This is a genomic window from Streptomyces sp. NPDC001108 (assembly GCF_053598535.1).
On record NZ_JBSFKL010000011.1, the window covers coordinates 156775 to 182300 of the forward strand.

At 71.6% G+C, this 25526-nt stretch carries 20 protein-coding genes; 17 read left to right on the forward strand and 3 right to left on the reverse strand.

What is annotated here, in order from left to right:
- Positions 1–23 precede the first annotated feature (23 nt).
- Entirely contained in the window at positions 24–737 is a 714-nt protein-coding gene (locus ACWC97_RS24165) for a DUF4190 domain-containing protein (protein ID WP_352276376.1), read from the forward strand.
- 95 nt (positions 738–832) lie between these two features.
- Here ACWC97_RS24165 and ACWC97_RS24170 read toward each other — a convergent pair whose 3' ends face one another.
- Positions 833–1375, reverse strand: a complete 543-nt coding sequence (locus tag ACWC97_RS24170) for an NADAR family protein (protein WP_392280369.1) — start codon at positions 1373–1375, stop codon at positions 833–835.
- A gap of 215 nt (positions 1376–1590) precedes the next feature.
- On the opposite strand from ACWC97_RS24170, the gene ACWC97_RS24175 reads away from it, so the two are divergent.
- From ACWC97_RS24175 to ACWC97_RS24210, 8 genes are all read left to right on the forward strand, one after another.
- The gene (locus ACWC97_RS24175; protein WP_352276379.1) at positions 1591–3105 is read left to right on the forward strand and encodes a gamma-aminobutyraldehyde dehydrogenase; all 1515 of its coding nucleotides are present in this window, start codon (positions 1591–1593) and stop codon (positions 3103–3105) included.
- Between the two features lie 41 nt (positions 3106–3146).
- On the forward strand, positions 3147–4397 hold the full coding sequence (locus ACWC97_RS24180; RefSeq protein WP_352276380.1) for an ABC transporter substrate-binding protein: 1251 nt from the start codon (positions 3147–3149) through the stop codon (positions 4395–4397).
- A 144-nt stretch (positions 4398–4541) separates the two neighbouring features.
- Positions 4542–5693, forward strand: a complete 1152-nt coding sequence (locus ACWC97_RS24185; RefSeq protein WP_352276382.1) for an ABC transporter ATP-binding protein — start codon at positions 4542–4544, stop codon at positions 5691–5693.
- The gene (locus tag ACWC97_RS24190) at positions 5690–6616 is read left to right on the forward strand and encodes an ABC transporter permease (protein ID WP_385212058.1); all 927 of its coding nucleotides are present in this window, start codon (positions 5690–5692) and stop codon (positions 6614–6616) included. Before ACWC97_RS24185 ends, ACWC97_RS24190 begins: the two co-directional genes overlap by 4 nt.
- Entirely contained in the window at positions 6616–7416 is an 801-nt protein-coding gene (locus ACWC97_RS24195) for an ABC transporter permease (protein WP_352276383.1), read from the forward strand. Before ACWC97_RS24190 ends, ACWC97_RS24195 begins: the two co-directional genes overlap by 1 nt.
- A 24-nt stretch (positions 7417–7440) precedes the next feature.
- Positions 7441–8856, forward strand: coding sequence for an NAD(P)/FAD-dependent oxidoreductase (locus tag ACWC97_RS24200; RefSeq protein WP_450651496.1), 1416 nt, complete (start codon positions 7441–7443; stop codon positions 8854–8856).
- A gap of 250 nt (positions 8857–9106) precedes the next feature.
- A complete protein-coding gene (locus ACWC97_RS24205) occupies positions 9107–9559 on the forward strand; it encodes a hypothetical protein (protein ID WP_450651498.1) in 453 nt (150 codons plus the stop codon).
- 138 nt (positions 9560–9697) lie between these two features.
- On the forward strand, positions 9698–11521 hold the full coding sequence (locus ACWC97_RS24210; protein ID WP_450651500.1) for a chitinase: 1824 nt from the start codon (positions 9698–9700) through the stop codon (positions 11519–11521).
- On the opposite strand, the gene ACWC97_RS24215 is transcribed toward ACWC97_RS24210, so the two are convergent.
- Complete coding sequence (locus ACWC97_RS24215; RefSeq protein WP_450651502.1) at positions 11506–12162, reverse strand: phosphatase PAP2 family protein; 657 nt, start codon at positions 12160–12162, stop codon at positions 11506–11508. The genes ACWC97_RS24210 and ACWC97_RS24215 overlap by 16 nt on opposite strands.
- A 293-nt stretch (positions 12163–12455) precedes the next feature.
- Complete coding sequence (gabT, locus tag ACWC97_RS24220) at positions 12456–13796, reverse strand: 4-aminobutyrate--2-oxoglutarate transaminase (protein ID WP_352276391.1); 1341 nt, start codon at positions 13794–13796, stop codon at positions 12456–12458.
- Positions 13797–14058: 262 nt separating this feature from the next.
- On the opposite strand from gabT, the gene ACWC97_RS24225 reads away from it, so the two are divergent.
- The 8 genes from ACWC97_RS24225 to ACWC97_RS24260 all read left to right on the forward strand — a co-directional run bounded on the left by ACWC97_RS24225 (position 14059) and on the right by ACWC97_RS24260 (position 25446).
- Positions 14059–16404: an ATP/GTP-binding protein gene (locus tag ACWC97_RS24225; protein WP_450651504.1), complete on the forward strand. Its 2346-nt coding sequence runs from the start codon at positions 14059–14061 to the stop codon at positions 16402–16404.
- Between the two features lie 108 nt (positions 16405–16512).
- On the forward strand, positions 16513–18081 hold the full coding sequence (locus ACWC97_RS24230; RefSeq protein ID WP_385212074.1) for a PucR family transcriptional regulator: 1569 nt from the start codon (positions 16513–16515) through the stop codon (positions 18079–18081).
- A 141-nt stretch (positions 18082–18222) separates the two neighbouring features.
- Positions 18223–19668: an aldehyde dehydrogenase family protein gene (locus ACWC97_RS24235; protein ID WP_352276397.1), complete on the forward strand. Its 1446-nt coding sequence runs from the start codon at positions 18223–18225 to the stop codon at positions 19666–19668.
- 237 nt (positions 19669–19905) lie between these two features.
- On the forward strand, positions 19906–21168 hold the full coding sequence (gene dxr / locus ACWC97_RS24240; RefSeq protein ID WP_352276399.1) for a 1-deoxy-D-xylulose-5-phosphate reductoisomerase: 1263 nt from the start codon (positions 19906–19908) through the stop codon (positions 21166–21168).
- The gene (locus ACWC97_RS24245; protein WP_352276400.1) at positions 21165–22475 is read left to right on the forward strand and encodes a M50 family metallopeptidase; all 1311 of its coding nucleotides are present in this window, start codon (positions 21165–21167) and stop codon (positions 22473–22475) included. The genes dxr and ACWC97_RS24245 overlap by 4 nt, the downstream gene beginning before the upstream one ends.
- Before the next feature lie 181 nt (positions 22476–22656).
- Positions 22657–23811: a flavodoxin-dependent (E)-4-hydroxy-3-methylbut-2-enyl-diphosphate synthase gene (ispG, locus tag ACWC97_RS24250; protein ID WP_352276401.1), complete on the forward strand. Its 1155-nt coding sequence runs from the start codon at positions 22657–22659 to the stop codon at positions 23809–23811.
- A gap of 155 nt (positions 23812–23966) precedes the next feature.
- A complete protein-coding gene (locus ACWC97_RS24255) occupies positions 23967–24812 on the forward strand; it encodes a GNAT family N-acetyltransferase (protein WP_385212081.1) in 846 nt (281 codons plus the stop codon).
- A gap of 64 nt (positions 24813–24876) precedes the next feature.
- Positions 24877–25446, forward strand: a complete 570-nt coding sequence (locus ACWC97_RS24260) for a GNAT family N-acetyltransferase (protein ID WP_352276403.1) — start codon at positions 24877–24879, stop codon at positions 25444–25446.
- Positions 25447–25526: the final 80 nt, after the last annotated feature.

Sequence of the window (25526 nt, forward strand, 5' to 3'; positions counted from 1 at the left end):
ACGGGACACGATGGGGGAGGCACATGTCAGACAGCACAGAGCGGCCCGAGGGCGGGGGCGCGTCGAGCGACCCGTGGGCCCCGCCGGAGAACAGAGCCGCGCTGCCGGAGAACAAGGTGCAGTTGGAGAAGCCGGCCGCCGCGCACCAGCAGCCCGAGGCAGGGGACGGGGAGAGCCCCGCGCCGTCCGACGCACCGCCGGCGCCGGGATTCGGGGCTCCGGTGCCGACCGCCCCGGAGCCCGCCGCCGGTGACGTACCGCCGCCGCCGGTCGGACCGAACGGGCCGGGCCAGCAGATGCCGCCGTCCGCCGGACCGTACGGCTATCCCGCCCCGCAGCCCGCGCCGCCGTACGGCGGCTACCCCTCCTACCCCGGCTACGGCCAGACGGCCTGGGGCGTCGCGCCGCCCTCCAACGGCCTGGGCACCGCGGCCATGGTGCTGGGCATCCTGGCGGTCTGCCTGTTCTGCGTCTACGGCATTCCCAGCCTGATCCTGGGCACGCTCGCCCTGATCTTCGGCATCCTGGGGCGCAAGCGGGCACAGCGCGGTGAGGCGACCAACAGCGGCCAGGCGCTCACCGGGATCATCCTGGGGTCCATCGGCATCACCCTCGGCGTGGTGATCATCAGCTTCTTCGTCTGGATCATCGCCGCGAACATCGACGAGTACGAAGAGGACGGCACGTACAACGACGACCCGTTCGCCACCTCCCTGGTCGTCGACACCCACCGCTGACGGGCCCGGCCCTCGGCACCACACCGCACGCCCGCGGCCCGGCGGGGGACCGGAACCATGGTCCCCCGCCGGGCCGCGGGCATGTCCGGGCCCGCTCAGGCGGCCGCGCGCAGCTCCGCCCGCGCGTCCATCAGCGCGAAGCCCAGCAGGTTCAGCCCCCGCCAGCCCGCCGGGCTCGCCGCCCGCGGATCGTCCGCCGCCAGCCCGATGCCCCAGACCCGGTCCATCGGGCTCGCCTCGACCAGCACCCGCTCCCCGGTGTTCACCAGGAACTCCCGCAGTTCGGGATGGGCCCGGAACTTGTGCACGCTGCCGGCCGTCACGAGGGCGAACCGCTCGCGCTCCCATATCGCCTCGTCGAATCCGCGCACCAGCCGGCCCACTTTCTTGGCCTCGGCCGGACTTCTCGCCGCAACGGCGGCCGCCTCCGATTCCGCATCGCCGAACAGACGGGCCTTCGCGGCCATCATCCAGTGCTCGGCCGAGGCGTACCGCACACCGTCGACGGTGAAGGGCGAGGGCCACCACTGGCTCAGACAGCTCGCTCCGACCCGACCGTCGGGCCGGGGGCGGTGCCCCCAGAAGTGCAGGTACTTCACCTTCTCGCCGCGAGCGGTCCGGGCGAGGAGATCGACCATGTGTTCCATGGCATGCGATTCTGGCATCCGCCACTGACACTCCGTACGGGTAATTCCGCGCCGACGCGACACATGGTCAATAGATTCCGTCGCGTAACCAAAAGGCAACAACGGAATCACTTGTTGGGGTTACTCCCCTCTGTCAGGATCGGCACTCAAATCGAGCAGAAGCTACGCCGCCCCCGAATGAGGGGTCAGCGGCGGAGGAGAACGTCATGGGCAACGGCATCCAGGTGCGGGACCGCTTCGCGGACGGCGCACAGTACATCGGCGGAAAGCTGCGGTCCGGAACCTCGGGACACCACCACGACGTGGTGGACCCGGCGACGGGCGAGACCGTCTACACCTACGAGCTGGCCGGTACGGCCGACGTGGACGCCGCCGTGGCGGCCGCGAAGGAGGCGTTCCCCGGCTGGTCGGGCGCGACGCCCGCCGAGCGGGCCGAGGCGATGCACCGCTTCGCCGCCGTCCTCGCCGAGCAGGCCGAGGACTTCGCGCGGGTGGAGTCCCTCCAGTGCGGCAAGCCGATCAAGCTCTCCACCGAGTTCGACGTCCCGGGCACCATCGACAACACCTCCTTCTTCGCCGGGGCCGCCCGGCACCTGGAGGGCAAGTCGGCCGGTGAGTACGACGGCGACCACACCTCCTACGTGCGCCGCGAGGCGATCGGTGTCGTCGGCTCGATCGCGCCCTGGAACTACCCCCTCCAGATGGCCGCCTGGAAGGTCCTCCCTGCCGTCGCCGCGGGCAACACCATCGTGCTGAAGCCCGCCGAGATCACCCCTCTGACCTCGCTGATGTTCGCCCAGGCGGCCACCGAGGCGGGCATCCCCGACGGTGTGATCAACATCGTCACCGGCGCGGGCAAGGTGGCCGGTGAGCACCTGGTCGGCCACCCCGACGTGGTCATGACCTCCTTCACCGGCTCCACCGCCGTCGGCAAGCGGGTCGCGGAGATCGCCACCGCCACCGTCAAGCGCCTCCACCTGGAACTCGGCGGCAAGGCCCCCTTCGTGGTCTTCGACGACGCCGACCTCGAAGCCGCGGTCCACGGCGCCGTCGCCGGCGCGCTCATCAACACCGGCCAGGACTGCACCGCCGCCACCCGCGCCTACGTCCAGCGCCCGCTGTACGACGCCTTCGTGCAGGGCGTCGCGGAGCTCATGGAGACCGTCCGGCTCGGCGACCCCTCCGACCCGTCGACCGACCTCGGCCCGCTGATCAGCCACGCCCAGCGCGACCGGGTCGCCGGATTCGTCGAGCGCGCCCGCGCCTACGCCACCGTCGTCACCGGCGGGGAGGCACCCGGCGGCGAACTGGCGGCGGGCGCCTACTACCGGCCGACGCTGGTCGCCGGGGCCGCCCAGGACAGCGAGATCGTCCAGTCCGAGATCTTCGGCCCGGTCCTGGTCGTGCTGCCCTTCGACACCGACGACGAGGGCCTGCGGCTCGCCAACGACACCCCGTACGGCCTCGCCGCCTCGGCCTGGACCCGCGACCTGTACCGCGCCAACCGCGCCACCCGCGAGATCAAGGCCGGCTGCGTCTGGGTCAACGACCACATTCCGATCATCAGCGAGATGCCGCACGGCGGATACAAGGCCAGCGGCTTCGGCAAGGACATGTCGGCGTACTCCTTCGAGGAGTACACGCAGGTCAAGCACGTCATGTACGACAACACCGCGGTCGCCCGCAAGGACTGGCACCGCACGATCTTCGGGGACCGATAATCCGGCCGACCCCGGCCTTCACACCCGAAAGGGAAACGCGCATGGAGCAGTACGAGCCGGAGCGGCTCTCCGCGGCCCAGATCGCCGCGATGCGACGCAGTCTCACCAGTGGCCGGGGCGCCCTGACCCGCCGATCGCTCCTCCGCGCCTCCGGCATGGGGGCGCTGGCGATCGGCGGGCTGGGCACACTGAGCGCTTGCGGTATTCCGCCCGCGCAGCGGGAGGGCGACGCCGCCGCGGCCTCCGACGACCACTCGGCCCAGGAGAAGCAGGTCAACTTCTCCAACTGGACCGAGTACATGGACATCGGCGAGGACAAGAAGAGCCGGCCCACCCTGGAGGCGTTCACCAAGCGCACCGGGATCAGCGTCAAGTACACCGAGGACATCAACGACAACGTCGAGTTCTTCGGCAAGATCAAGCCGCAGATGGCGGCGGGCCAGGACACCGGCCGCGACCTGATCATCGTCACCGACTGGCTGGCCGCCCGCATCATCCGGCTCGGCTGGGCCCAGCGGCTCGACGCCTCGAACCTGCCGCACGCCTTCGCCAACCTCTCGGCCCAGTTCCGCACCCCGGACTGGGACCCCGGCCGCGCCTACTCGTACCCCTGGACCGGCATCCCCACCGTCATCGCCTACAACTCCAGGGCGACCGGCGGCCGCAAGGTCGACTCCGTCACCCAGCTCCTGGACGACCCCGCGCTCAAGGGGCGGGTCAGCTTCCTCTCCGAGATGCGCGACACCATCGGCATGACCCTGCTCGACCAGGGCAAGGACCCGGCCTCCTTCACCGACGCCGACTACGACGCCGCGATCAACCGGCTCCAGAAGGGCGTCGACAAGAAGCAGATACGCCGCTTCACCGGCAACGACTACACCGCCGACCTCGACAAGGGCGACATCGCCGCCTGCGTCGCCTGGGCCGGCGACATCATCCAGCTCCAGGCCGGGAACCCGGACATCAAGTACGCCATCCCGGCCGCCGGATACATCACCTCCAGCGACAACATGCTGGTCCCGGCCAAGGCACGGCACAAGACCAACGCCGAGAAGCTCATGGACTACTACTACGAGCCGCCGGTCGCCGCCCGCCTCGCCGCCTTCATCAACTTCGTCTGCCCGGTCGACGGCGTCCGCGACGAACTCGCCCGGATCGACGAGAAGATGGCCGCCAACACCCTGATCCTCCCGGACAGGGAAATGGCCGCCCGGTCGCACTCCTTCCGCTCCCTGAGCACCAAGGAAGAGACGGCGTACGAGGAGAAGTTCGCCAAGCTCATCGGCGCCTGACCGCACGGCCCGCCCCGGCCCGCTTTCTGCTCACCCCCACCGCACATCGATCCTCGGGATCTCTCCCGCACCCTTGATCGTCGCGATCTCCCGATCCCCCGATCTCCCCCAGATCCCCCTCTGACACCACTGGGACCGCGCTCCATGACACAGCAGCAGACCGGCGGCGACGTCCGCCTCACCGGGATCAGCAAGTCCTACGGCTCCTTCAACGCCGTCCAACCGCTCGACCTGACCGTTCCGCAGGGCTCCTTCTTCGCCCTGCTCGGCGCGTCCGGCTGCGGCAAGACCACCACCCTGCGGATGATCGCCGGCCTGGAGGAGGCCACCACCGGCACGGTCTTCCTCGGCGACACGGACATCACCGCCCTCCCGCCGTACAAACGGCCGGTCAACACGGTCTTCCAGAGCTACGCGCTCTTCCCGCACCTCGACATCGCGGAGAACGTCGCCTTCGGTCTGCGCCGGCGCGGCATCAAGTCGGTGAAGAAGCAGGTCGACGAGATGCTGGACCTCGTCCAGCTCGGCGACTTCGCCAAGCGCAAGCCGCACCAGCTCTCCGGTGGCCAGCAGCAGCGCGTCGCCGTCGCCCGCGCCCTGATCAACCACCCCCAGGTCCTGCTGCTCGACGAGCCGCTCGGCGCCCTCGACCTCAAGCTCCGCCGCCAGATGCAGCTGGAGCTCAAGCGCATCCAGACCGAGGTCGGCATCACCTTCATCCACGTCACCCACGACCAGGAGGAGGCCATGACCATGGCCGACACGGTCGCGGTGATGAACGGCGGCCGGGTCGAGCAGCTCGGCGCCCCCGCCGACCTGTACGAGAACCCGCGGACGACCTTCGTCGCCAACTTCCTCGGCACCTCCAACCTCATCGAGGCCGAGACCGTCTCCGCCGGCAGCGACGAGCTGGTCGTCTCCGCGGGCGGCGGGAAGCTCCGGCTGCCCGCCGGGCGATGTACGGCCCCGGTCAAGGACGGCGGCAAGCTGCTCGTCGGCATCCGCCCCGAGAAGATCTCGCTGATCCGCGCCGAGGACGCCGACACCGTCGCCGACGGCCGCAACCGGGTCACCGGCCGGATCGTCGACACCAGCTTCATCGGGGTGTCCACCCAGTACGTCGTGGAGAGCCCGGCCGGCAAGGCGCTCCAGGTCTACGAGCAGAACATCGAGCGCGACTCCCGGCTCGCGCCCGGCGCCGAGGTCGTGCTGCACTGGAACCCCGCGCACACCTTCGGACTGGACGCGGCCCAGGACATCGACGCCGGTGTGGAGACGGTGGAGGACGCGGCGTGACCGTCATCCAGGAGGCGCCACCGGCGCCCGTCACCGAACCGGAGATACGCAAGCCCTCCACCCGCAAGCGGCTCGTCCCCTACTGGCTGCTGCTCCCGGGCATCCTGTGGCTCGTCGTCTTCTTCGCGCTCCCGCTGGTCTACCAGGCCTCGACCTCCGTCCAGACCGGATCCCTGGAGAAGGGGTTCGAGGTCACCTGGCACTTCCAGACCTACTGGGACGCGCTCGCCGAGTACTACCCGCAGTTCCTGCGCTCCCTGATGTACGCCGGCACCGCCACCCTGCTGTGCCTGCTGCTCGGCTACCCGCTCGCCTACCTCATCGCCTTCAAGGCGGGCCGCTGGCGCAACGTCCTGCTGGTCCTGGTCATCGCCCCGTTCTTCACCAGCTTCCTGATCCGCACGCTCGCCTGGAAGACGATCCTCGCGGACGGCGGCGCGGTCGTGGACGTACTGAACACGCTGCATGTCCTGGACGTGACCAGCTGGCTGGGCTGGACCGAGTCCAACCGCGTGCTGGCCACTCCGATGGCGGTCGTCTGCGGCCTCACGTACAACTTCCTGCCGTTCATGATCCTGCCGCTCTACACCTCGCTGGAGCGGATCGACGGCAGGCTGCACGAGGCGGCCGGCGACCTGTACGCCACCCCCGCCACCACCTTCCGCAAGGTGACCTTCCCGCTCTCCATGCCGGGCGTCGTCTCCGGAACCCTGCTCACCTTCATCCCGGCCAGCGGTGACTACGTCAACGCGGAACTGCTGGGATCCACCGACACGAAGATGGTCGGCAGCGTCATCCAGACCCAGTTCCTGCGGGTCCTGGACTACCCGACGGCGGCCGCGCTCTCCTTCATCCTCATGGCGGCCGTCCTGATCATGGTCACCGTCTACATCCGCCGCTCCGGGACGGAGGACCTGGTCTGATGCCCGTACTGCGCTGGATTCGCCGGAACCTGATCGTCCTCGCGGGTCTGCTGACCCTCGCGTACATGATCCTTCCGAACGTCGTCGTCATGGTGTTCTCGTTCAACAAGCCGAACGGGCGCTTCAACTACGCCTGGCAGCGGTTCTCGCTGGACGCCTGGAAGGACCCCTGCGGCGTCGCCGACATGTGCGGCTCGCTCTCGCTCTCCCTCCAGATCGCGCTCTGGGCCACCATCGGCGCGACCGCGCTCGGCACGATGATCTCGTTCGCGCTGGTCCGCTACCGCTTCCGGGCGCGCGGCGCGATCAACTCGCTGATCTTCCTGCCGATGGCGATGCCCGAGGTCGTCATGGCCGCCTCGCTGCTCACGCTCTTCCTCAACATGGGCGCGCAGCTGGGCTTCTGGACGATCCTCATCGCGCACATCATGTTCTGCCTCAGCTTCGTCGTGACGGCGGTGAAGGCACGCGTGATGTCGATGGACCCGAGGCTGGAGGAGGCCGCCCGCGACCTGTACGCCGGCCCCGTGCAGACCTTCCTCCGGGTGACCCTGCCGATCGCCGCCCCCGGAATCGCGGCGGGAGCGCTGCTGGCCTTCGCGCTCTCCTTCGACGATTTCATCATCACCAATTTCAACGCGGGCTCCACCGTGACCTTCCCCATGTTCGTCTGGGGATCGGCACAGCGCGGCACGCCCGTGCAGATCAACGTCATCGGTACGGCGATGTTCGTCATCGCGGTGCTGGTGGTGGTCGTCGGTCAGCTCATCGCCAACCGGCGCAAGAACAGCACACGCTAGAAAGCTCTGAAGGAGTTGGAAACCATGGCCCCAGTTGCCATGCGTATCGCCGCCCAATCACTCTCCGACGCGAAGCCCGTGTCGTTCTGGCTGGACGACCCCGGCAAGCCCGAGGCACTGCCCGCGCTCACCGGGGACGAGCACTGCGACCTGCTGGTCGTCGGTGGCGGCTACAGCGGTCTGTGGACCGCGCTGATCGCCAAGGAGCGCGAGCCGGAGCGGGACGTCGTCCTGATCGAGGGGCACGAGGTGGGCTGGGCCGCCTCGGGCCGCAACGGCGGCTTCTGCGCCGCCTCCCTCACCCACGGCCTGCCCAACGGTGTGGAGCGCTGGCCGGACGAGATCCACAAGCTGGAGGAGCTCGGCGAGCGCAACCTCGACGCCATCGAGGACGCCGTCGCCCGCTACGGCATCGACTGCGAGTTCGAGCGCACCGGTGAGATCGACGTCGCCACCGAGCCCTACCAGCTCGAAGAGCTCCAAGAGTGGCACGAGGAGATGACGAAGCTCGGTTTCACCGGGACCGACTTCCTCGACGGCGACGCGCTGCGCGCCGAGGTCGACTCGCCGACCTTCCTGGGCGGTCTCTGGGACCGCCGGGGCGTGGCCATGCTCCACCCCGCCAAGCTGGCCTGGGGCCTGAAGCGGGCCTGCCTCGACCTGGGCGTGCGGATCTACGAGCACACCCGGGGCCTCGAACTCGCCCGGTCCTCCCGGGGGATGGCCGTCCGCACCCCGTACGGGCGGATCTTCGCCCGCCGGGTCGCGCTCGGCACGAACGTCTTCCCGTCGCTGGTCAAGCGGGTCCGCCCGTTCACCGTGCCGGTCTACGACTACGCGCTGATGACCGAGCCGCTCACCGCCGGCCAGCTCGCCTCCATCGGCTGGAAGAACCGGCAGGGCCTGGGCGACAGCGCCAACCAGTTCCACTACTTCCGGCTGTCGGCCGACAACCGGATCCTGTGGGGCGGGTACGACGCGATCTACCCCTACGGCGGCCGGGTGAGCGCCGAACTCGACCAGCGGCCGGAGACCTTCCTCAAGCTCGCGGCGCAGTTCTTCGACTGCTTCCCGCAGCTCGCCGGAGTCCGTTTCAGCCATGCCTGGGGCGGGGCGATCGACACCTGTTCGCGTTTTTCCGCGTTCTTCGGAACCGCCCATCAGGGGCAGGTCTCCTATGCCGCCGGATTCACCGGCCTGGGCGTCGGTTCCACGCGATTCGGGGCCGAGGTGATGCTCGACCTGCTGGCGGGCGAGCAGAACGAGCGGACCACGCTGGAAATGGTCCGCACCAAGCCCATGCCGTTCCCGCCCGAGCCGTTCGCCTGGGCCGGGATCGAGCTGACCAGGAAGTCCCTGGCCAGGGCCGACAACAACCAGGGCCGTCGCAACCTCTGGCTGAAGACGATGGACCGGCTGGGACTCGGCTTCGACAGCTGACCCCGGCATCACCGGTGACCCCGGGAACCAACGACCGACTCCGGGAATCACCTTCTGAATAACCCTCCGGGGTGTCTGAAAAAGGACCCTCCGGACCCCTGGCCCGGCCGCCCGCAGGCGGCCGGGCCGCTTTTTTCTGAATTTCTTTCCCGAAGCCGCGTCATAACCCGGCGACTCCGCTCTCTCACCCGTGTGTACGCGCCGGTAACCAAGGCCGGCGGGCACAGCAACACGGAAAAGGAGACAGGCCATGACCGGCACGGGGGTCGAAGCGGCAGTCGAATGGCTCGTATCGGTGGCGCCGGACCCGGACGCCTGCCGGTGGGTCTGGGAGCGCGACCCCCGAGGGGTCGCCCTCCTGCCCGCCGGGAAACGCTGGGACGTGCTGATCATCCCGGGGGAGCTGGGTCACCCCACCCTCGACGTCCTGACCCGGCTGATCGACCGGCCCGGCCCGGTGCTCGCCGGGTTCGGCGACACCCGGATGGGCTTCTTCGTGGCGCCGGGCACCGCCGGCCGCTGGGTCGGCACCGGGGTGCGCGGCGTGGGGCGGGGCACCTGGATCGTCGTACCCCACCCGGGCCGTCCCGCCCGGGACGGGGTGCGCTGGCTGATCCCGCCGGACGGCTCGGGAACCCTCACCGACGCGGCGCTGCTGGAGCTCGCGATGCACGAGGCGGCGGCCGGACGCGGAGGTCGCTGAGGGCCGTCGACGGCAGCGGGGGAGGCGCACGGGGCCGACCTGACGGAAGGTCCCGTGCTGCCAGAGGTCTTGACAACCTGATTGGTCTGGACCATGTTGTGGCCGCCGCACTCGATTCCCCCATGCACGGAGGCCGTTGTGGAACGTACGGGACCCCCCGCCCGCCTGACCGGTGTCGTGGCCGCCTTCTCGGCCGCCCTGCTCGCCGCCGGCGGGCTGACCGCACTCGCCCCGTCCGCCGCCGCGGCCGACGCCGAACTGGCCCGCAACGGCGGCTTCGAGGCGGGTCTGGACGGCTGGAGCTGCACCGCGGGCAGCGGAGCCGTCGTCAGCACCCCGGCACACGGCGGGACTTCGGCGCTGAAGGCCACCCCGGCCGGCGCCGACAACGCCAAGTGCTCCCAGACGGTGAACGTCCAGCCCGACTCCACGTACACGCTGAGCGCCTGGGTGCAGGGCTCGTACGTCTACCTCGGCGCGGAGTCCACCGGCACCACCGACGTCTCCACCTGGACCTCGTCCTCGTCCGACTGGAAGCAGCTCACCACCACGTTCAAGACCGGCCCGGCCACGAAGCAGGTCACCGTCTACACCCACGGCTGGTTCGGCACCCCCGCCTACTATGCCGACGACCTCTCCCTGACCGGCCCCGGCGGCGCCCCGGTCGAACTCCCGGCCGTCCCCACCGGGCTGAAGGCGGGGACCGCCACCGCCTCCACCGTCGACCTCTCCTGGACCGCCTCCCCGGGCGCCACCGGCTACAACGTCTACCGGGGCGGCACGAAAGTCCTCTCCGCCACCGGCACCTCCGCCACCGTGACCGGCCTCACCGCGTCGACCGCGTACAGCTTCCAGGTCGCCGCGGTCAACGCGGCGGGCGAGTCCGCCAAGTCGGCCGCCGTCCAGGCCACCACCACGGCGGGCGGCGGAGGCGGCGACGGCAAACTGCCCGCCCACGCGCTCGTCGGCTATCTCCACGCCAGCTTCGCCAACGGCTCCGGCTACACCCGGATGGCGGACGTGCCCGACTCCTGGGACGTCATCGACCTCGCCTTCGGCGAACCGACCTCGGTCACCTCCGGCGACATCCGCTTCTCCCTCTGCCCGGTCGCCGAGTGCCCGAACGTCGAGTCGGCGGCCGAGTTCAAGGCCGCCATCAAGGCCAAGCAGGCCAAGGGCAAGAAGGTGCTCATCTCCATCGGCGGCCAGAACGGCCAGGTGCAGCTCACCACCGCCGCCGCCCGGGACACCTTCGTCTCCTCGGTCAGCAGGATCATCGACGAGTACGGGCTGGACGGCCTCGACATCGACTTCGAGGGCCACTCCCTCTCGCTGAACACCGGGGACACCGACTTCCGGAACCCGACCACCCCGGTCGTCGTCAACCTGATCTCCGCGGTGAAGACCCTCAAGGCCAAGTACGGCGAGAAGTTCGTCCTGACGATGGCCCCGGAGACCTTCTTCGTCCAGCTCGGCTACCAGTACTACGGCTCGGGCCCCTGGGGCGGCCAGGACCCGCGGGCGGGCGCCTACCTCCCGGTCATCCACGCGCTGCGCGACGACCTCACCCTGCTGCACGTCCAGGACTACAACTCCGGCTCCATCATGGGCCTGGACAACCAGTACCACTCGATGGGCGGCGCCGACTTCCACATCGCCATGACCGACATGCTGCTCACCGGCTTCCCGGTGGCGGGCGACCAGAGCAAGGTCTTCCCGCCGCTCCGCCCCGAGCAGGTCGCCATCGGGCTGCCGGCCTCCACCCAGGCGGGCAACGGCCACACCTCGCCCGCCGAGGTCACCAAGGCGCTCAACTGCCTCACCAAGAAGACCGACTGCGGCTCCTACGCCACCCACGGCACCTGGCCCGCCCTGCGCGGACTGATGACCTGGTCGATCAACTGGGACCGGTTCAACAACGGGGAGTTCTCGAAGAACTTCGACGCCTACTTCAAGCGCTGAGGACTCCGTACCCCACCGGGACGCAGCGGCAGCAGCACCGCACCGAACAGGAGCCAGCTGCCCAGCACGTCCAGCGGCCAGTGGTAGCCGCGCAGCACCAGACCGATGCCCGTCGCCGTGGCCAGCAAGGCAGCGGCGACGGGCATCATCCACGACCACCACCGCCCCGGGTGCGCCGCCAGCACCGCCGCGGCCCCGTACGCCACCAGGGCCGTCGCCGCGTGACCGGACGGGTAGTAGCCGGTGGCCTCCGTCAGCGGCCCCGGGCGGGCGATCCACGCCTTCAGCGGTACGGCGAGCAGGGGCACGGCGGCCATCGCGAGCGCCGCGTACAGCGCCCGACGGCGCGCGCCGCGCACCAGGGCGAGGACGATCGCGCAGCCCAGCACCGGGAGCGCCACCTGCGTGTTGCCGAGATCGGCGAGGAGTTCGGTGAGCCCGGCCGGGCCGTGCCCGACGACGGCCCGGCCGGCCCGCTCGTCGAGCCGGCGCAGCGGGCCGTCGGCCGCGACCTGCCAGGTGACCAGTGCGAAGAGGGCGAGCGGGAGCAGCGCCCACAGCGCCGGGGAACGCGAAAAAGCCGGCCGCCCGGGAACCGGGGGGGTGGTTCCGGGGCGGCCGGTCGGACCGGTTTGCCGCACGCCCCGGGGGGTCTGGGGCGAGCGGCCATCCGATCGGTGAGGAGTTCCGGAGCCGGAGGCTCCACCGGCGTGCGCGAAGGCACGGCCGGAACGGTGCCGGGAACGGCCCGAACCGGCATCGCCCGAAGTCCCCTGCGGGCGGGGTGTCTCTCTCATCTGCGGAAACCGTACGGCAGCGGCAGAGGGACCGACAGCGGGAAACGTATCCCGCCATCGGCCCCGCACACCTTCTTCACAGGCCCTCACGCGGGCCCCGCGAGCGTGTGTTCCGGGGGTGCCGGAGCTCGCACAGGTCAGATCGTGGCGAACGCCTGCTCGATGACGTCGAGCGCCTCGTTCAGCAGGTCCTCACCGATCACCAGCGGCGGCAGGAAGCGCAGGACGTTGCCGTACGTGCCGCAGGTCAGGACCAGGACGCCCTCCGCGTGGCACGCCTTGGCGAGCTTGGCGGCGGCCTCCGGGTTCGGGTCCTTCGAGCCGGACTTCACCAGCTCGATCGCGATCATCGCGCCGCGGCCGCGGATGTCGCCGATCACGTCGCCGTTGGGCAGCTTCGCCTGCATCTCGGCGAGGCGGCCCTTCATGATCTCCTCGATGCGCTTGGCCTTGCCGTTCAGGTCCAGCTCGCGCATCGTCTCGATGGCGCCGAGGGCACCGGCGCAGGCGACCGGGTTGCCGCCGTAGGTGCCGCCGAGGCCGCCGGAGTGGGCGGAGTCCATGATCTCGGCGCGGCCGGTCACGGCGGAGAGCGGGAGGCCGCCCGCGATGCCCTTGGCGGTGGTGATCAGGTCCGGGACGATGCCCTCGTCCTCGCAGGCGAACCACTGGCCGGTGCGGCAGAAGCCGGACTGGATCTCGTCCGCGACGAAGACGATGCCGTTGTCCTTGGCGAACTGCGCGATGGCCGGGAGGAAGCCCTTGGCCGGCTCGATGAAGCCGCCCTCGCCGAGCACCGGCTCGATGATGATCGCGGCGACGTTCTCGGCGCCGATCTGCTTGTTGATCTGCTCGATGGCCTGGGCGGACGCCTCGGCACCGGCGTTCTCGGCACCGGTCGGCCAGCGGTAGCCGTACGCCACCGGCACCCGGTAGACCTCGGGCGCGAACGGGCCGAAGCCCTGCTTGTACGGCATGTTCTTGGCCGTCAGCGCCATGGTGAGGTTGGTGCGGCCGTGGTAGCCGTGGTCGAAGACGACGACCGCGGTGCGCTTGGTGTGGATGCGGGCGATCTTCACCGCGTTCTCGACGGCCTCGGCGCCCGAGTTGAACAGCGCGGACTTCTTCGGGTGGTCGCCCGGGGTCAGCTCGGCGAGCTGCTCGCAGACCTCGACGTAGCCCTCGTACGGCGTGACCATGAAGCAGGTGTGGGTGAAGTCGGCGAGCTGCGCGGAGGCGCGGCGCACCACGGCCTCGGCGGAGGCGCCGACCGAGGTCACGGCGATGCCGGAGCCGAGGTCGATCAGGCGGTTGCCGTCCACGTCCTCGATGATCCCGCCACCGGCACGGGCGGTGAACACCGGCAGGGTGGAGCCCACGCCGGCGGCCACCGTGTTCAGCCGGCGGGCCTGAAGCTCCACCGACTTCGGGCCGGGGATGGCCGTGACGACGCGTCGCTCCTGCGGGATTTCGGTCATGTGGGGCTCCTGGGGGGATGTTTCGGACGCTTCCCCTGCAGGCTAGGGGCGGGGCCGGGGGTGCGGCATGTTCCGTTCGGGAGTGGTGGTCGGGCGGGGTTGTCCGTGGTGGACATGGCGGGGCGGTGCGCGGGACCGGGACGCCGGTGCGTCCGGACCGGGGAGCCTGCTGAACCCGCCCTGTCCTCGCACTAGATTGAGGGCTTCGGGCATCCGTGCCCGGTCATCCGGTCGGCGCTGGTCAGGGGACGAGGGACAGCACATGGACACCGAGGGCACGCACGACGCACGTTCCACCCGCTCGGGTCATCCGGTGCCGCGCCCGGCCCCGCCGGGAGCGCCGCCCAGGCCCGGGCACGCGCCCACGGCCGGCCCCCCGGTCGACACCTGGCTGCGGACCCGGCGCGCGGCGGCCGAGCCCGGCCTGTGGCGGCTCGGCCACGCACCCAGGCCCGAGGCCGACCCGGACCGGGTGCCCGACCGGGCCCTGATCGGTGGGGCGGTGGTGGCCCTGCTGGCCGCCCTGCTGGTCTGGTCGCTGTGGCGCAACGGCTATGTGCCCCACAGCCGCATCCTGCTGGAACTGGTCACCCCGTCCGACTGGTGGGGGCTCGAACGCCCGATGGCGGCCGTCACCGCCCTGTCCGCCTACAACAGCCTGTTCGCGGTCCTGGTGATCTGGGGCTTCGGCCGGATCGGCAACTGGACCGGGGTGTTCCGCCGCTACGCCGCCGACCACCCCATGCCGGGCCGGGCGGTGCGGACCGGGCTGGCCGCGGCCGTCCTGATCCTCTGCTTCGTGAACGCCGACGGGCTGCTGCCCTTCGACGACCTCGTACTGGGGCTCACCCCTTACTCCTGGCTGTACCACGGCACCGCCCAGGAGATCGCGGACCGGGTCGAGACCTTCACGACCGTCTACCACCTGACGGGCGCCGCCGTGATCCTGCTGGTGATCGGACGGGCCGGGAACTGGCTCGGCGCCTTCCGCGAACTGCGCGGCGGCCGGGGGAGCGTCCCGGAGCAGCAGAAGGCCCCCGCCGCGGACCCGGCCGACTGGCCGCGGCTGCGCGCCGCGGGCCAGCAGGGCGCCGCCGACCGGCTGGTCGCCGAACAGCGCGCCGGACGCATGAACGATGTCGACTGGGTGCGCATCCGGCGCGCCTGGAGCAGCGTGGAGGCCGACCCCGCCCGGCTCGGCCCGTTCGTCGACTCCGTGCTCACCCGGGGCGCGGGGGCCTGCCCGCACCCCTCGGGCGCCCGGGACCTGCCGGCCCGCTCCGCCACCCACGACCTGCTCACCTCCCAGGTCCGGCTCGGCCGCTGCCCGGACCACGACCGCAACCCGGCCGCCCGGCGGGGCGCGGGCGCCGCCGTCGATCCGGCGGTGCTGGGCGCCTCCCTGCTGGCCGTCGGCCCCTTCGGCGCGGGCAAGACCCGGCACGTGGTGCGGCCCGTCGTGGAGTCGCTCGCCCTCCAGGCCCTCGCCGGGAAGGCCGTCGTCATCGCCGTCTGCGCGGCCGGCACCCCGCTCGGGGCCGACGAGAGCTACGACGTGGTCATCGCCCCGGGCGACCCGTCCCGCACCCGCGACCTGGACCTCTACAGCGGGACCGACGACGCCGACGAGGCCGCCGCCCTGCTCGCCGAGGCGCTCGCCGGGGACCTGCCCGACGTCGACGCCCGGCGGGCCGCCACCGCGCTCGCCCAGCTCCTCGGCCCGTACCGGGCGGCCCACGGCCACTTCCCCTCCGTCCAGGCGCTGCGCGAGCTCCTCGACAACGCGCCCGACGCCCTCGCCGGGCTCCGGGCCCGGCTCGACGCCGACACGGACCGCTCCTACCTCCGCGAGCTCGACGCCCGGGCCCGGCAGGCGGGCACCCCCGGCGACCCGGGCGTCCGGCTCGCCGACCGGCTCGCGGCCCTGGACCGGCCGGCCTTCGCCGGGTTCTTCGACCCCGAGGCCGCCGCCCGCCCCTTCTCGGCGCGCACTCTCGAACACCCGCTGCGGGTCCGCGTCGACCTCCCCGAACGCGCCCACCCCGAGGCCGCCCGGCTGCTCACCCGACTGGTGCTCGCCCAGTTCACCGCCGGGGCGGCGGCCCGCACGGACCGTTCCCTGTTCGCCTTCCTCGCCCTGGACGACGCCACCCACACCGTCACGACCGAGTCCGTACGGGCCGTGCAGCGGCTGCGGAGCCGCAACGCCGGAGTGCTGCTCACCCTGCGCGGACTGGACGACGTCCCCGAGGCCCTGCACACGGCACTGCTCGGCTCGGTCGGCTGCCACATGGCCTTCTCCGGCGTCACCACCTGGGACGGGCGGCTCTTCGCGCAGGCCTGGGGCACCGAGTGGGTGGAGACCACGGAGGTCGCCAAGCACACGGTCTTCGCCGACCAGCCGCTCACCCGGGCCGTGCACGCCCTGCGCAAGCTCGTCACCGGCAAGGCGGTCACCACCGACGCGGTGACCGTGCGCAAGGTCGAGCGGGAGCGCTGGTCGGCCTCCGAGCTGGCCCGCCAGGTCCCGGCAGGCCACGCCGTGCTCTCCCTGACGACCGTGGACGGGGAGCACGCGCCGCCGCTGCTGGTGGATCTGAACGGCTGACCGGGCACCCCGCTCGTGGTCGTGGAGAACCAGGCCAGTCTGGCAGAATTGGGGGTAGTCGTTCATACGGGACGGCGAAAACCGACACCACGAGGTCCCGCGGTCGCCATGCCCCTCACTCTCGCCTCGCTCGTCCAGCGCCCCGCGCTCAAACTGATCGTGCGCGCCGGGGCGGACCGGCTCGACGCGCCCGTGCGCTGGGCGCACGCCAGCGAGCTGACCGACCCGGTGCCGTACATGGAGGGCGGCGAGTTCCTGCTCGTCACCGCCACCAACCTGGACGCCGAGAACCCCGAGGCGATGCGGCGGTACGTGCGGCGGCTGGCCGCCGCCGGCGTCACCGGGCTGGGCTTCGCCGTCGGCGTCAACTACGACGAGGTGCCGCGGGCGCTGATCGACGCGGCCGAGGAGGCCGGGCTGCCGCTCCTCGAAGTGCCGCGCCGCACCCCCTTCATCGCGATCGCCAAGGCGGTCTCCTCGGCCATCGCGGAGGACCAGTACCGGGCCGTGACGGCGGGCTTCGAGGTCCAGCGCGAGCTGACCCGGGCGGCGCTCTCCGGCGACGGCCCCGGCGAGCTGCTCACCCGGCTCGCCGCCCACCTCGACGGCTGGGCCGCGCTGTACGACGCGGCGGGCCAGGTCGTCGCCTCCGCCCCCGAGTGGGCCGCCCGCCGCGCCGCCCGCCTCACCCCCGACGTGGAACGGCTGCGGGACCGCGCCGCCCCCGCCAGCATGGTCGTCGGCAGCGCCGAGGACCGGGTCGAGCTCCAGTCCCTGGGCACCGGCCGCCAGGTCCGCGGCGCGCTGGCCGTCGGCACCGGCGCGGCCCTCGGCACCGCCGGGCGGTACGCCGTCCATTCCGCCGTCGCCCTGCTCACCCTGACCACCGCCCGCTCCCGGTCCCTCCAGGGCGCCGAACAGCGCCTCGGCGCGGCGGTGCTGCGGATGCTGCTGGCCGGCGAGTCCGACCACGCCCGCGCCGTCGCCGGGGATCTGTACGGCGGGCTGCTCGACGCCCCGTTCCGGCTGCTCATCGCGGAGGGCGCCGAGCCGTCCGGGCCCGCGGCGCTCGCCGAGGCGATGGAGACGGCGGCCCTGCGGACCGGCGAGACCCTGCTCTCCGTCCCCGAGGGCAACCGGCTCGTCGTCCTCGCCGCCGACGGCGGCGCGGCGGTCACCGCCTGCGCCGCGTACACCGGCGCCCAGGAGGCCCGGACCTCCGGCGAGGGCGTCAAACCGGAGGAGGGCGCCGTCGTCGTGGGCCTCTCCGCCCCGGCGGGCCCGATCGCCGTCTCCGCCGCGTACAAACAGGCCGAGCAGGCCCTCTCGGTGGCCCGCCGCCGGGGCAGGGCCCTGGTCGAGCACGAGGAGCTGGCGGCCGGCTCGGTGCTGCCGCTGCTCGCGGACGACGCGGTGCGGGCCTTCGCCGACGGAATGCTCCGCTCCCTGCGCGAGCACGACGCCAAGGGGCGCGGCGACCTCGTGGCCTCGCTGCGCGCCTGGCTCGCCCACCACGGCCAGTGGGACGCCGCCGCGGCCGACCTGGGAGTGCACCGCCACACCCTGCGCTACCGGATGCGCCGGGTGGAGGAGATCCTGGGCCGCTCGCTGGACGACGCGGACGTCCGGATGGAGCTCTGGCTGGCCCTGAAGGCGACCAGTACCCCCGCCCCGTAGCCCGCGCCCGTACCCCGCCGCGTCCGACAATCCGTAGCGTCCCCGGAGCGTACTGCTCCACCCCGGACAAACGCCGAAACGGCCGCGCGGCCCTACGGTGGGGGCAAGACACCCCCACCGCTCCGAAGGGCCGGAACCTCCATGACTTCCACCCACGCCTTCTGGCTGGCCGGCCGCCAGGCCACCGGCGAGGACAGCTTCGACGTCACCAACTCCTGGGACGGCCGTCTCGTCGGCACCGTCAGCGTGCCGACCGACGCCCAGATCGAGGAGGCCGTCGCGGCCGCGCACGCCGTGCGCGAGGAGTTCGCCGCGACCCCGGCGCACGTCCGGGCCGCCGCACTCGACCACGTCGTGCGGCGTCTGGTGGAGCGCACCGAGGAGATCGCCCAGCTGATCTCCGCCGAGAACGGCAAGCCCATCAAGTGGGCCCGGGGCGAGGTCGGCCGCGCCGTATCCGTCTTCCGGTTCGCCGCCGAGGAGGCCCGCCGCTTCAACGGGGGCGACGCCCAGCGCCTGGACACCGACGCCGGTGGCACCGGCCGCCTCGGCCTGACCCGGCGCTTCCCGCGGGGCACGGTCCTCGGCATCGCGCCGTTCAACTTCCCGCTGAACCTGAGCGCCCACAAGGTCGCCCCGGCCATCGCCGTCGGCGCCCCGATCATCCTGAAGCCGGCCCCGGCCACCCCGATCTCCTCGCTGGTCCTGGGCGAGATCCTGGCCGAGACCGACCTGCCGGCCGGCTCCTGGTCCGTGCTCACGGTCCCCAACGACCGGATGCCCGCCCTGGTCCAGGACGAGCGGCTGCCCGTGATCTCCTTCACCGGCTCCGGCCCGGTCGGCTACTCGATCATGGAGTCGGTGCCGCGCAAGCACTGCACCCTGGAGCTGGGCGGCAACGCCGCCGCGGTCGTCCTCGGCGACTACGCCTCCGAGGAGGACCTGGACTGGGCCGCGACCCGGATCGCGACCTTCTCCAACTACCAGGGCGGCCAGTCCTGCATCTCCGTACAGCGGGTCATCGCGGACGCCGCGGTCTACGACCGGCTGCTCCCGAAGATCGTCGCCGCCGTCGAGGCCCAGGTCACCGGCGACCCGTCGGACCCGGCCACCGAGGTCGGCCCGCTGGTCAGCGAGGACGCCGCCAAGCGCGTCGAGTCCTGGGTGGACGAGGCCGTGCAGGCCGGCGCCAAGCTGCTCGCCGGCGGCAAGCGCGACGGTGCCACCTACGCGCCGACCGTGCTCACCGAGCTCCCGGACGGCGTCACCCTCGCCGCCGAGGAGGTCTTCGGACCGGTCCTGTCCGTCCAGAAGGTGGACGGCGAGGCCGAGGCGTTCGAGGCCGTCAACTCCTCCAAGTACGGCCTCCAGGCCGGTGTGTTCACCCACGACCTGCAGACCGCCTTCCGCGCCCACCGGGCCCTGGAGGTCGGCGGCGTGATCATCGGTGACGTCCCGTCCTACCGCGCCGACCAGATGGCGTACGGCGGCGCCAAGCAGTCCGGCGTCGGCCGCGAGGGCGTCCGCTACGCGATGGACGACTACACCTACGAGCGCGTGCTGGTCCTCACCGGCCTCGCCCTGTAGCCACGAACCGGACCGGCCCGACCGGCCCGCCCATGTCGCCTGTGTTTCCGCCTGGACAGCACGAGAGCAGGTGACACGAGACGGCCCGAACCCACTGTGCGGGGGTTCGGGCCGTCCCGCGTTTCCCCGGAACGGGGCCGTCCGGCGCCCTTCCGTGCCCCGACGCCCCTTCGCGCAAGGGCCTTTCGGGCCGTCTCCCGGGACGCACTGTCCGCGCACACAGGTGTTGCGGCAACAATGGGGGGCATGAGCGACAGCCCTGCCCCCCTCGCCGATCCGCATCTCGTCTTCGACGCGACGGAAGGCCGACGGGATCTCGTCATCCTCGGCTCCACCGGTTCCATCGGCACCCAGGCCATCGACCTGGTGCTGCGCAACCCCGACCGTTTCCGCGTCACCGCGCTCTCCGCCGCGGGCGGACGGGTCGCCCTCCTCGCCGAGCAGGCGCGGCGGCTGCGGGTGCGCACCGTGGCCGTCGCCGACCCCGCCGCCGTACCGGCCCTGCGCGAGGCGCTGAGCGAGCAGTACGGGACGGGCGAGCCGCTCCCCGAGATCCTGGCCGGACCCGACGCCGCCGCCGAACTGGCCGCGAGCGACTGCCACACCGTGCTCAACGGCATCACCGGCTCCATCGGCCTCGCCCCGACCCTCGCCGCGCTCGAAGCGGGCCGCACGCTCGCCCTGGCCAACAAGGAGTCGCTGATCGTCGGCGGCCCGCTGGTCAAGGCCCTGGCGAAGCCCGGCCAGATCATCCCGGTCGACTCCGAGCACGCCGCCCTCTTCCAGGCCCTCGGCGCCGGCACCCGCGCCGACGTGCGCAAGCTCGTGGTCACCGCCTCCGGCGGCCCCTTCCGCGGCCGCACCAGGAGCGAGCTGGCCGACGTCACCCGCGAACAGGCCCTCGCCCACCCGACCTGGGCCATGGGACCGGTCATCACCATCAACTCCGCGACCCTGGTCAACAAGGGACTGGAGGTCATCGAGGCGCACCTCCTCTACGACATCCCCTTCGACCGGATCGAGGTCGTGGTCCACCCCCAGTCCTACGTCCACTCCATGGTCGAGTTCACCGACGGCTCCACCCTCGCCCAGGCCACCCCGCCGGACATGCGGGGCCCGATCGCCATCGGTATCGGCTGGCCCGGCCGCGTCCCCGACGCCGCCCCCGCCTTCGACTGGTCCACGGCGTCCACCTGGGAGTTCTTCCCGCTGGACGGCGAGGCCTTCCCGTCGGTCGGCCTGGCCCGGCACGTCGGCACGCTCGGGGCGACCGCACCGGCCGTCTTCAACGCCGCCAACGAGGAATGCGTCGACGCCTTCCTCGCCGGACAGCTGCCGTTCAACGGAATCATGGATACGGTCACCGAGGTGGTGACCGAACACGGCACCCCCGCCACGGGAACTTCGCTCACGGTCGCGGACGTCCTCGAAGCGGAGACCTGGGCACGCGCCCGGGCCCGTGAACTCTCGGCGAAAGCGACAGCGGAGGCGCGCGCATGAGTCTGACGACGGTCCTGCTGACGATCCTCGGCATCGCCGTGTTCGTCCTCGGCCTGCTCTTCTCGATCGCCTGGCACGAGCTCGGCCACCTGTCGACCGCGAAGCTCTTCGGCATCCGCGTCCCCCAGTACATGGTCGGCTTCGGCCCCACCATCTGGTCGCGCAAGAAGGGCGACACCGAGTACGGCATCAAGGCCATCCCGGCCGGCGGCTACATCCGCATGATCGGCATGTTCCCGCCCGGGGCGGACGGCCGGCTGGAGGCGCGGTCCACCTCGCCCTGGCGCGGCATGATCGAGGACGCCAGGTCCGCCGCGTTCGAGGAGCTGGAACCGGGCGACGAGAAGCGCCTCTTCTACACGCGCAAGCCGTGGAAGCGCGTCATCGTGATGTTCGCCGGACCGTTCATGAACCTGGTCCTCGCCGTCGTGATCTTCCTCGGCGTCGCGATGACCTTCGGCTTCCAGACCCAGACCACCGAGGTGGCCGGCGTCCAGAAGTGCGTGATCGACCAGAGCGAGAACCGCGACACGTGCAAGAAGTCCGACCCGGTCTCGCCCGCCCAGGCGGCCGGGCTCCTGAAGGGCGACCGGATCGTCGCCTTCGACGGGCAGAAGGTCGACGACTGGGACGCGCTCTCCGCCAAGATCCGCGACACCATCGGCCCCGCCACCCTCACCGTCCTGCGCGACGGTCAGGAGAAGACCCTCCACGCCGTGCTGGCGAAGAACTCGGTGGCCAAGAAGGACTCCAGGGGCGAGGTGGTCCCCGGTGAGTTCGTGAAGGCCGGCTACCTCGGCTTCGCCGCCCAGACGGAGATCGTCCCGCTCTCCTTCGGCGACTCGGTCGTCCGCATGGGAGACATGGTCGAGAACGGCGTCGAGTCGATCATCGCCCTCCCGTCCAAGATCCCGGACCTGTGGAACGCGGCCTTCGGCGACGGCGAGCGCGCCGCGGACTCCCCGGTGGGCGTCGTCGGCGCGGCCAGGATCGGCGGCGAGGTGATGACGCTGGACGTACCGGCGGAGAACCAGGTCGCGATGATGCTGTTCCTGCTCGCCGGGTTCAACCTCTCGCTCTTTCTCTTCAACATGCTGCCGCTGCTGCCCCTGGACGGCGGGCACATCGCCGGAGCGCTCTGGGAGGCCCTGCGGCGCAATGTCGCCCGGGTCTTCAGGCGCCCCGACCCCGGCCCGTTCGACGTGGCCAAGCTGATGCCGGTCGCCTATGTCGTCGCCGGTGTCTTCATCTGCTTCACGCTGCTGGTGCTGGTCGCCGACATCGTGAACCCGGTCAAGATCTCCTGATCCCGGCCCCCTCCACGCGTCACGGACGACGGTTTCCCCGGCACACGGTGTGTGCCGGGGTCGTCACGGCTTCGCGGCACTCCCGTACAGGTGTGCTTCCGCCCTCCGCCGGTGCCGTAACCTCGAAGCTCAAAGCCCGCCGTCTCGGGACCTTGATCCACACCTTGGGGATGCTCAGCGCATGACTGCGATTTCTCTCGGAATTCCGTCCGTTCCGACCAAGCTCGCCGACCGGCGGGTCAGCCGCAAGATCCAGGTCGGGTCGGTGGCCGTGGGCGGGGACGCGCCGGTCTCGGTCCAGTCGATGACCACCACGCGCACCTCGGACATCGGCGCGACGCTCCAGCAGATCGCCGAGCTGACGGCCTCGGGCTGCCAGATCGTCCGCGTGGCGTGTCCGACGCAGGACGACGCGGACGCGCTGGCGACCATCGCCAAGAAGTCGCAGATCCCGGTGATCGCCGACATCCACTTCCAGCCGAAGTACGTCTTCGCCGCGATCGACGCGGGCTGCGCGGCGGTGCGCGTGAACCCCGGCAACATCAAGCAGTTCGACGACAAGGTCAAGGAGATCGCCCGGGCCGCCAACGACGCGGGCACCCCGATCCGCATCGGCGTGAACGCGGGCTCGCTGGACGCGCGGCTGCTCGCCAAGTACGGCAAGGCGACCCCCGAGGCCCTGGTCGAGTCGGCGCTCTGGGAGGCGTCCCTCTTCGAGGAGCACGGCTTCCGCGACATCAAGATCTCCGTGAAGCACAACGACCCGGTCGTGATGGTCAACGCGTACCGTCAGCTGGCCGAGCGCTGCGACTACCCGCTGCACCTCGGAGTGACCGAGGCCGGGCCGGCCTTCCAAGGGACGATCAAGTCCGCGGTGGCGTTCGGCGCGCTGCTGTCCGAGGGCATCGGCGACACGATCCGGGTCTCGCTCTCGGCACCGCCCGCCGAGGAGGTCAAGGTCGGCATCCAGATCCTGGAGTCGCTCAACCTGCGCCAGCGCCGGCTGGAGATCGTCTCCTGCCCGTCCTGCGGCCGGGCCCAGGTCGACGTCTACAAGCTGGCCGACGAGGTGACGGCGGGCCTGGAGGGCATGGAGGTCCCGCTCCGGGTCGCCGTGATGGGCTGCGTCGTCAACGGCCCCGGCGAGGCCCGCGAGGCCGACCTGGGCGTCGCCTCCGGCAACGGCAAGGGCCAGATCTTCGTGAAGGGCGAGGTCATCAAGACCGTGCCCGAGTCGAAGATCGTCGAGACGCTGATCGAAGAGGCCATGAAGATCGCCGAGCAGATGGAGAAGGACGGCATCGCCTCGGGCGAGCCCGAGGTCTCGGTGAGCTGACCCGCCGCCCCTGGCAGCCGCGCCCCGCCGGACGGACACCGACCGGCGGGGCGCCGCCATGAGTGAACCCGTCGCGGCCACCGCCCACCGGCGGCATCACTGGGCCACTTCGGTTAAAGTGCGGAAATCAGCAGACCATATGGTGAGGCCCCCTCGTGTTGACGCAGACCACCACCCGGGTCCTCGAACCCGGCGACCTCGGTGCCGCTCTCGCCGTCCTGGAGAGCGAGCCCGTCGCCAACGCCTTCGTCACGTCCCGGGTCCGGATCGCCGGTCTCGACCCCTGGCGCCTGGGCGGTGAGATGTGGGGCTGGTACGCCGACGGGCGGCTCCGCTCCCTCTGCTACTCCGGCGCCAACCTCGTCCCGATCTGCGCCACCCCCGAGGCCGTCCGCGCCTTCGCCGACCGGGCCCGCCGGACCGGCCGCCGCTGCTCCTCCATCGTCGGCCCCGCCGAGCCCACCGCCCAGCTCTGGCGGCTGCTCGAACCCGGCTGGGGCCCCGCCCGCGAGGTCCGCGCCCACCAGCCGCTGATGGTCACCGAGAGCCTCTCCGCCGACATCACCCCCGACCCGCACGTCCGACGCATCCGCAAGGACGAGATGGAACTGCTGATGCCGGCCTGCGTGGCGATGTTCACCGAGGAGGTCGGAGTCTCCCCGCTGGCGGGCGACGGCGGACTCCTCTACCAGGCCCGCGTCGCCGAACTCATCGGCGCCGGCCGTTCCTTCGCCCGGATCGAGGACGGCGAGGTCGTCTTCAAGGCGGAGATCGGCGCCGCCACCCCGCAGGCCTGCCAGATCCAGGGCGTCTGGGTCGCCCCCGAGCACCGCGGCCGCGGACTCTCCGAGACCGGCATGGCGGCGGTCCTGCGCTACGCCCTGGCCGATGTCGCCCCCGTCGTCAGCCTCTACGTCAACGACTACAACACCCCCGCGCGCCGGGCCTACGCCCGGGTCGGCTTCCGGGAGACCGGCGCGTTCATGAGCGTGCTCTTCTGAGCCCGGAGCGGGCCGCACCCCGGTCCCGTACCCCGCACCCCGCCCCGGCCAGTAGGGTCGCCACATGGCAGCACACTCCGAAGGCGGCCCCGGCGTCCGGATCGGGCCCGTGGACCTCGCCGCCCGCGTGGACGAGGCACTCGCCGTGCAGGCCGTCGCCTTCGGGCTCGGGCCGGAGGAGGTCGAGGTGCGCCGCCACATCGTCCTGAGACACCTCGACCACCCCGAGGCCCGCGCCCTCGGCGCCACCACCGCGGCCGGACGGCTCGTCGGCTTCACCTACGGCATGCCCAACGAGCGCGGCCAGTGGTGGTCCACCGTCGTCGAGCCCTACCTCCGCGACACCGGCCGCGCCCACTGGCTCGACGACGCCTTCGTCGTCACCGAACTCCACGTCCTGCCCGGCTTCCAGAACCTCGGCATCGGCCGCGCGCTGATCACCACCCTCACCGACGCCGTCGGCCACCCCCGCTCCATCCTCTCCGCCATCGACACCGACAGCCCCGCCCGCGGCCTGTACCGCAGCCTCGGCTACCAGGACCTGGCGCGGCAGGTGCTCTTCCCCAGCGCCGCCCAGCCCTACGCGGTCATGGGCGCCCCGCTCCCGCTGCGCCGCCGCCCCCGGGACGGGTGATCACGGGGGTTATGGATTTCCGCCCACCCGCACCGCCCGGCTAACCTCCTGCACATCACCCTTCCAAGCAGGAGTTCACC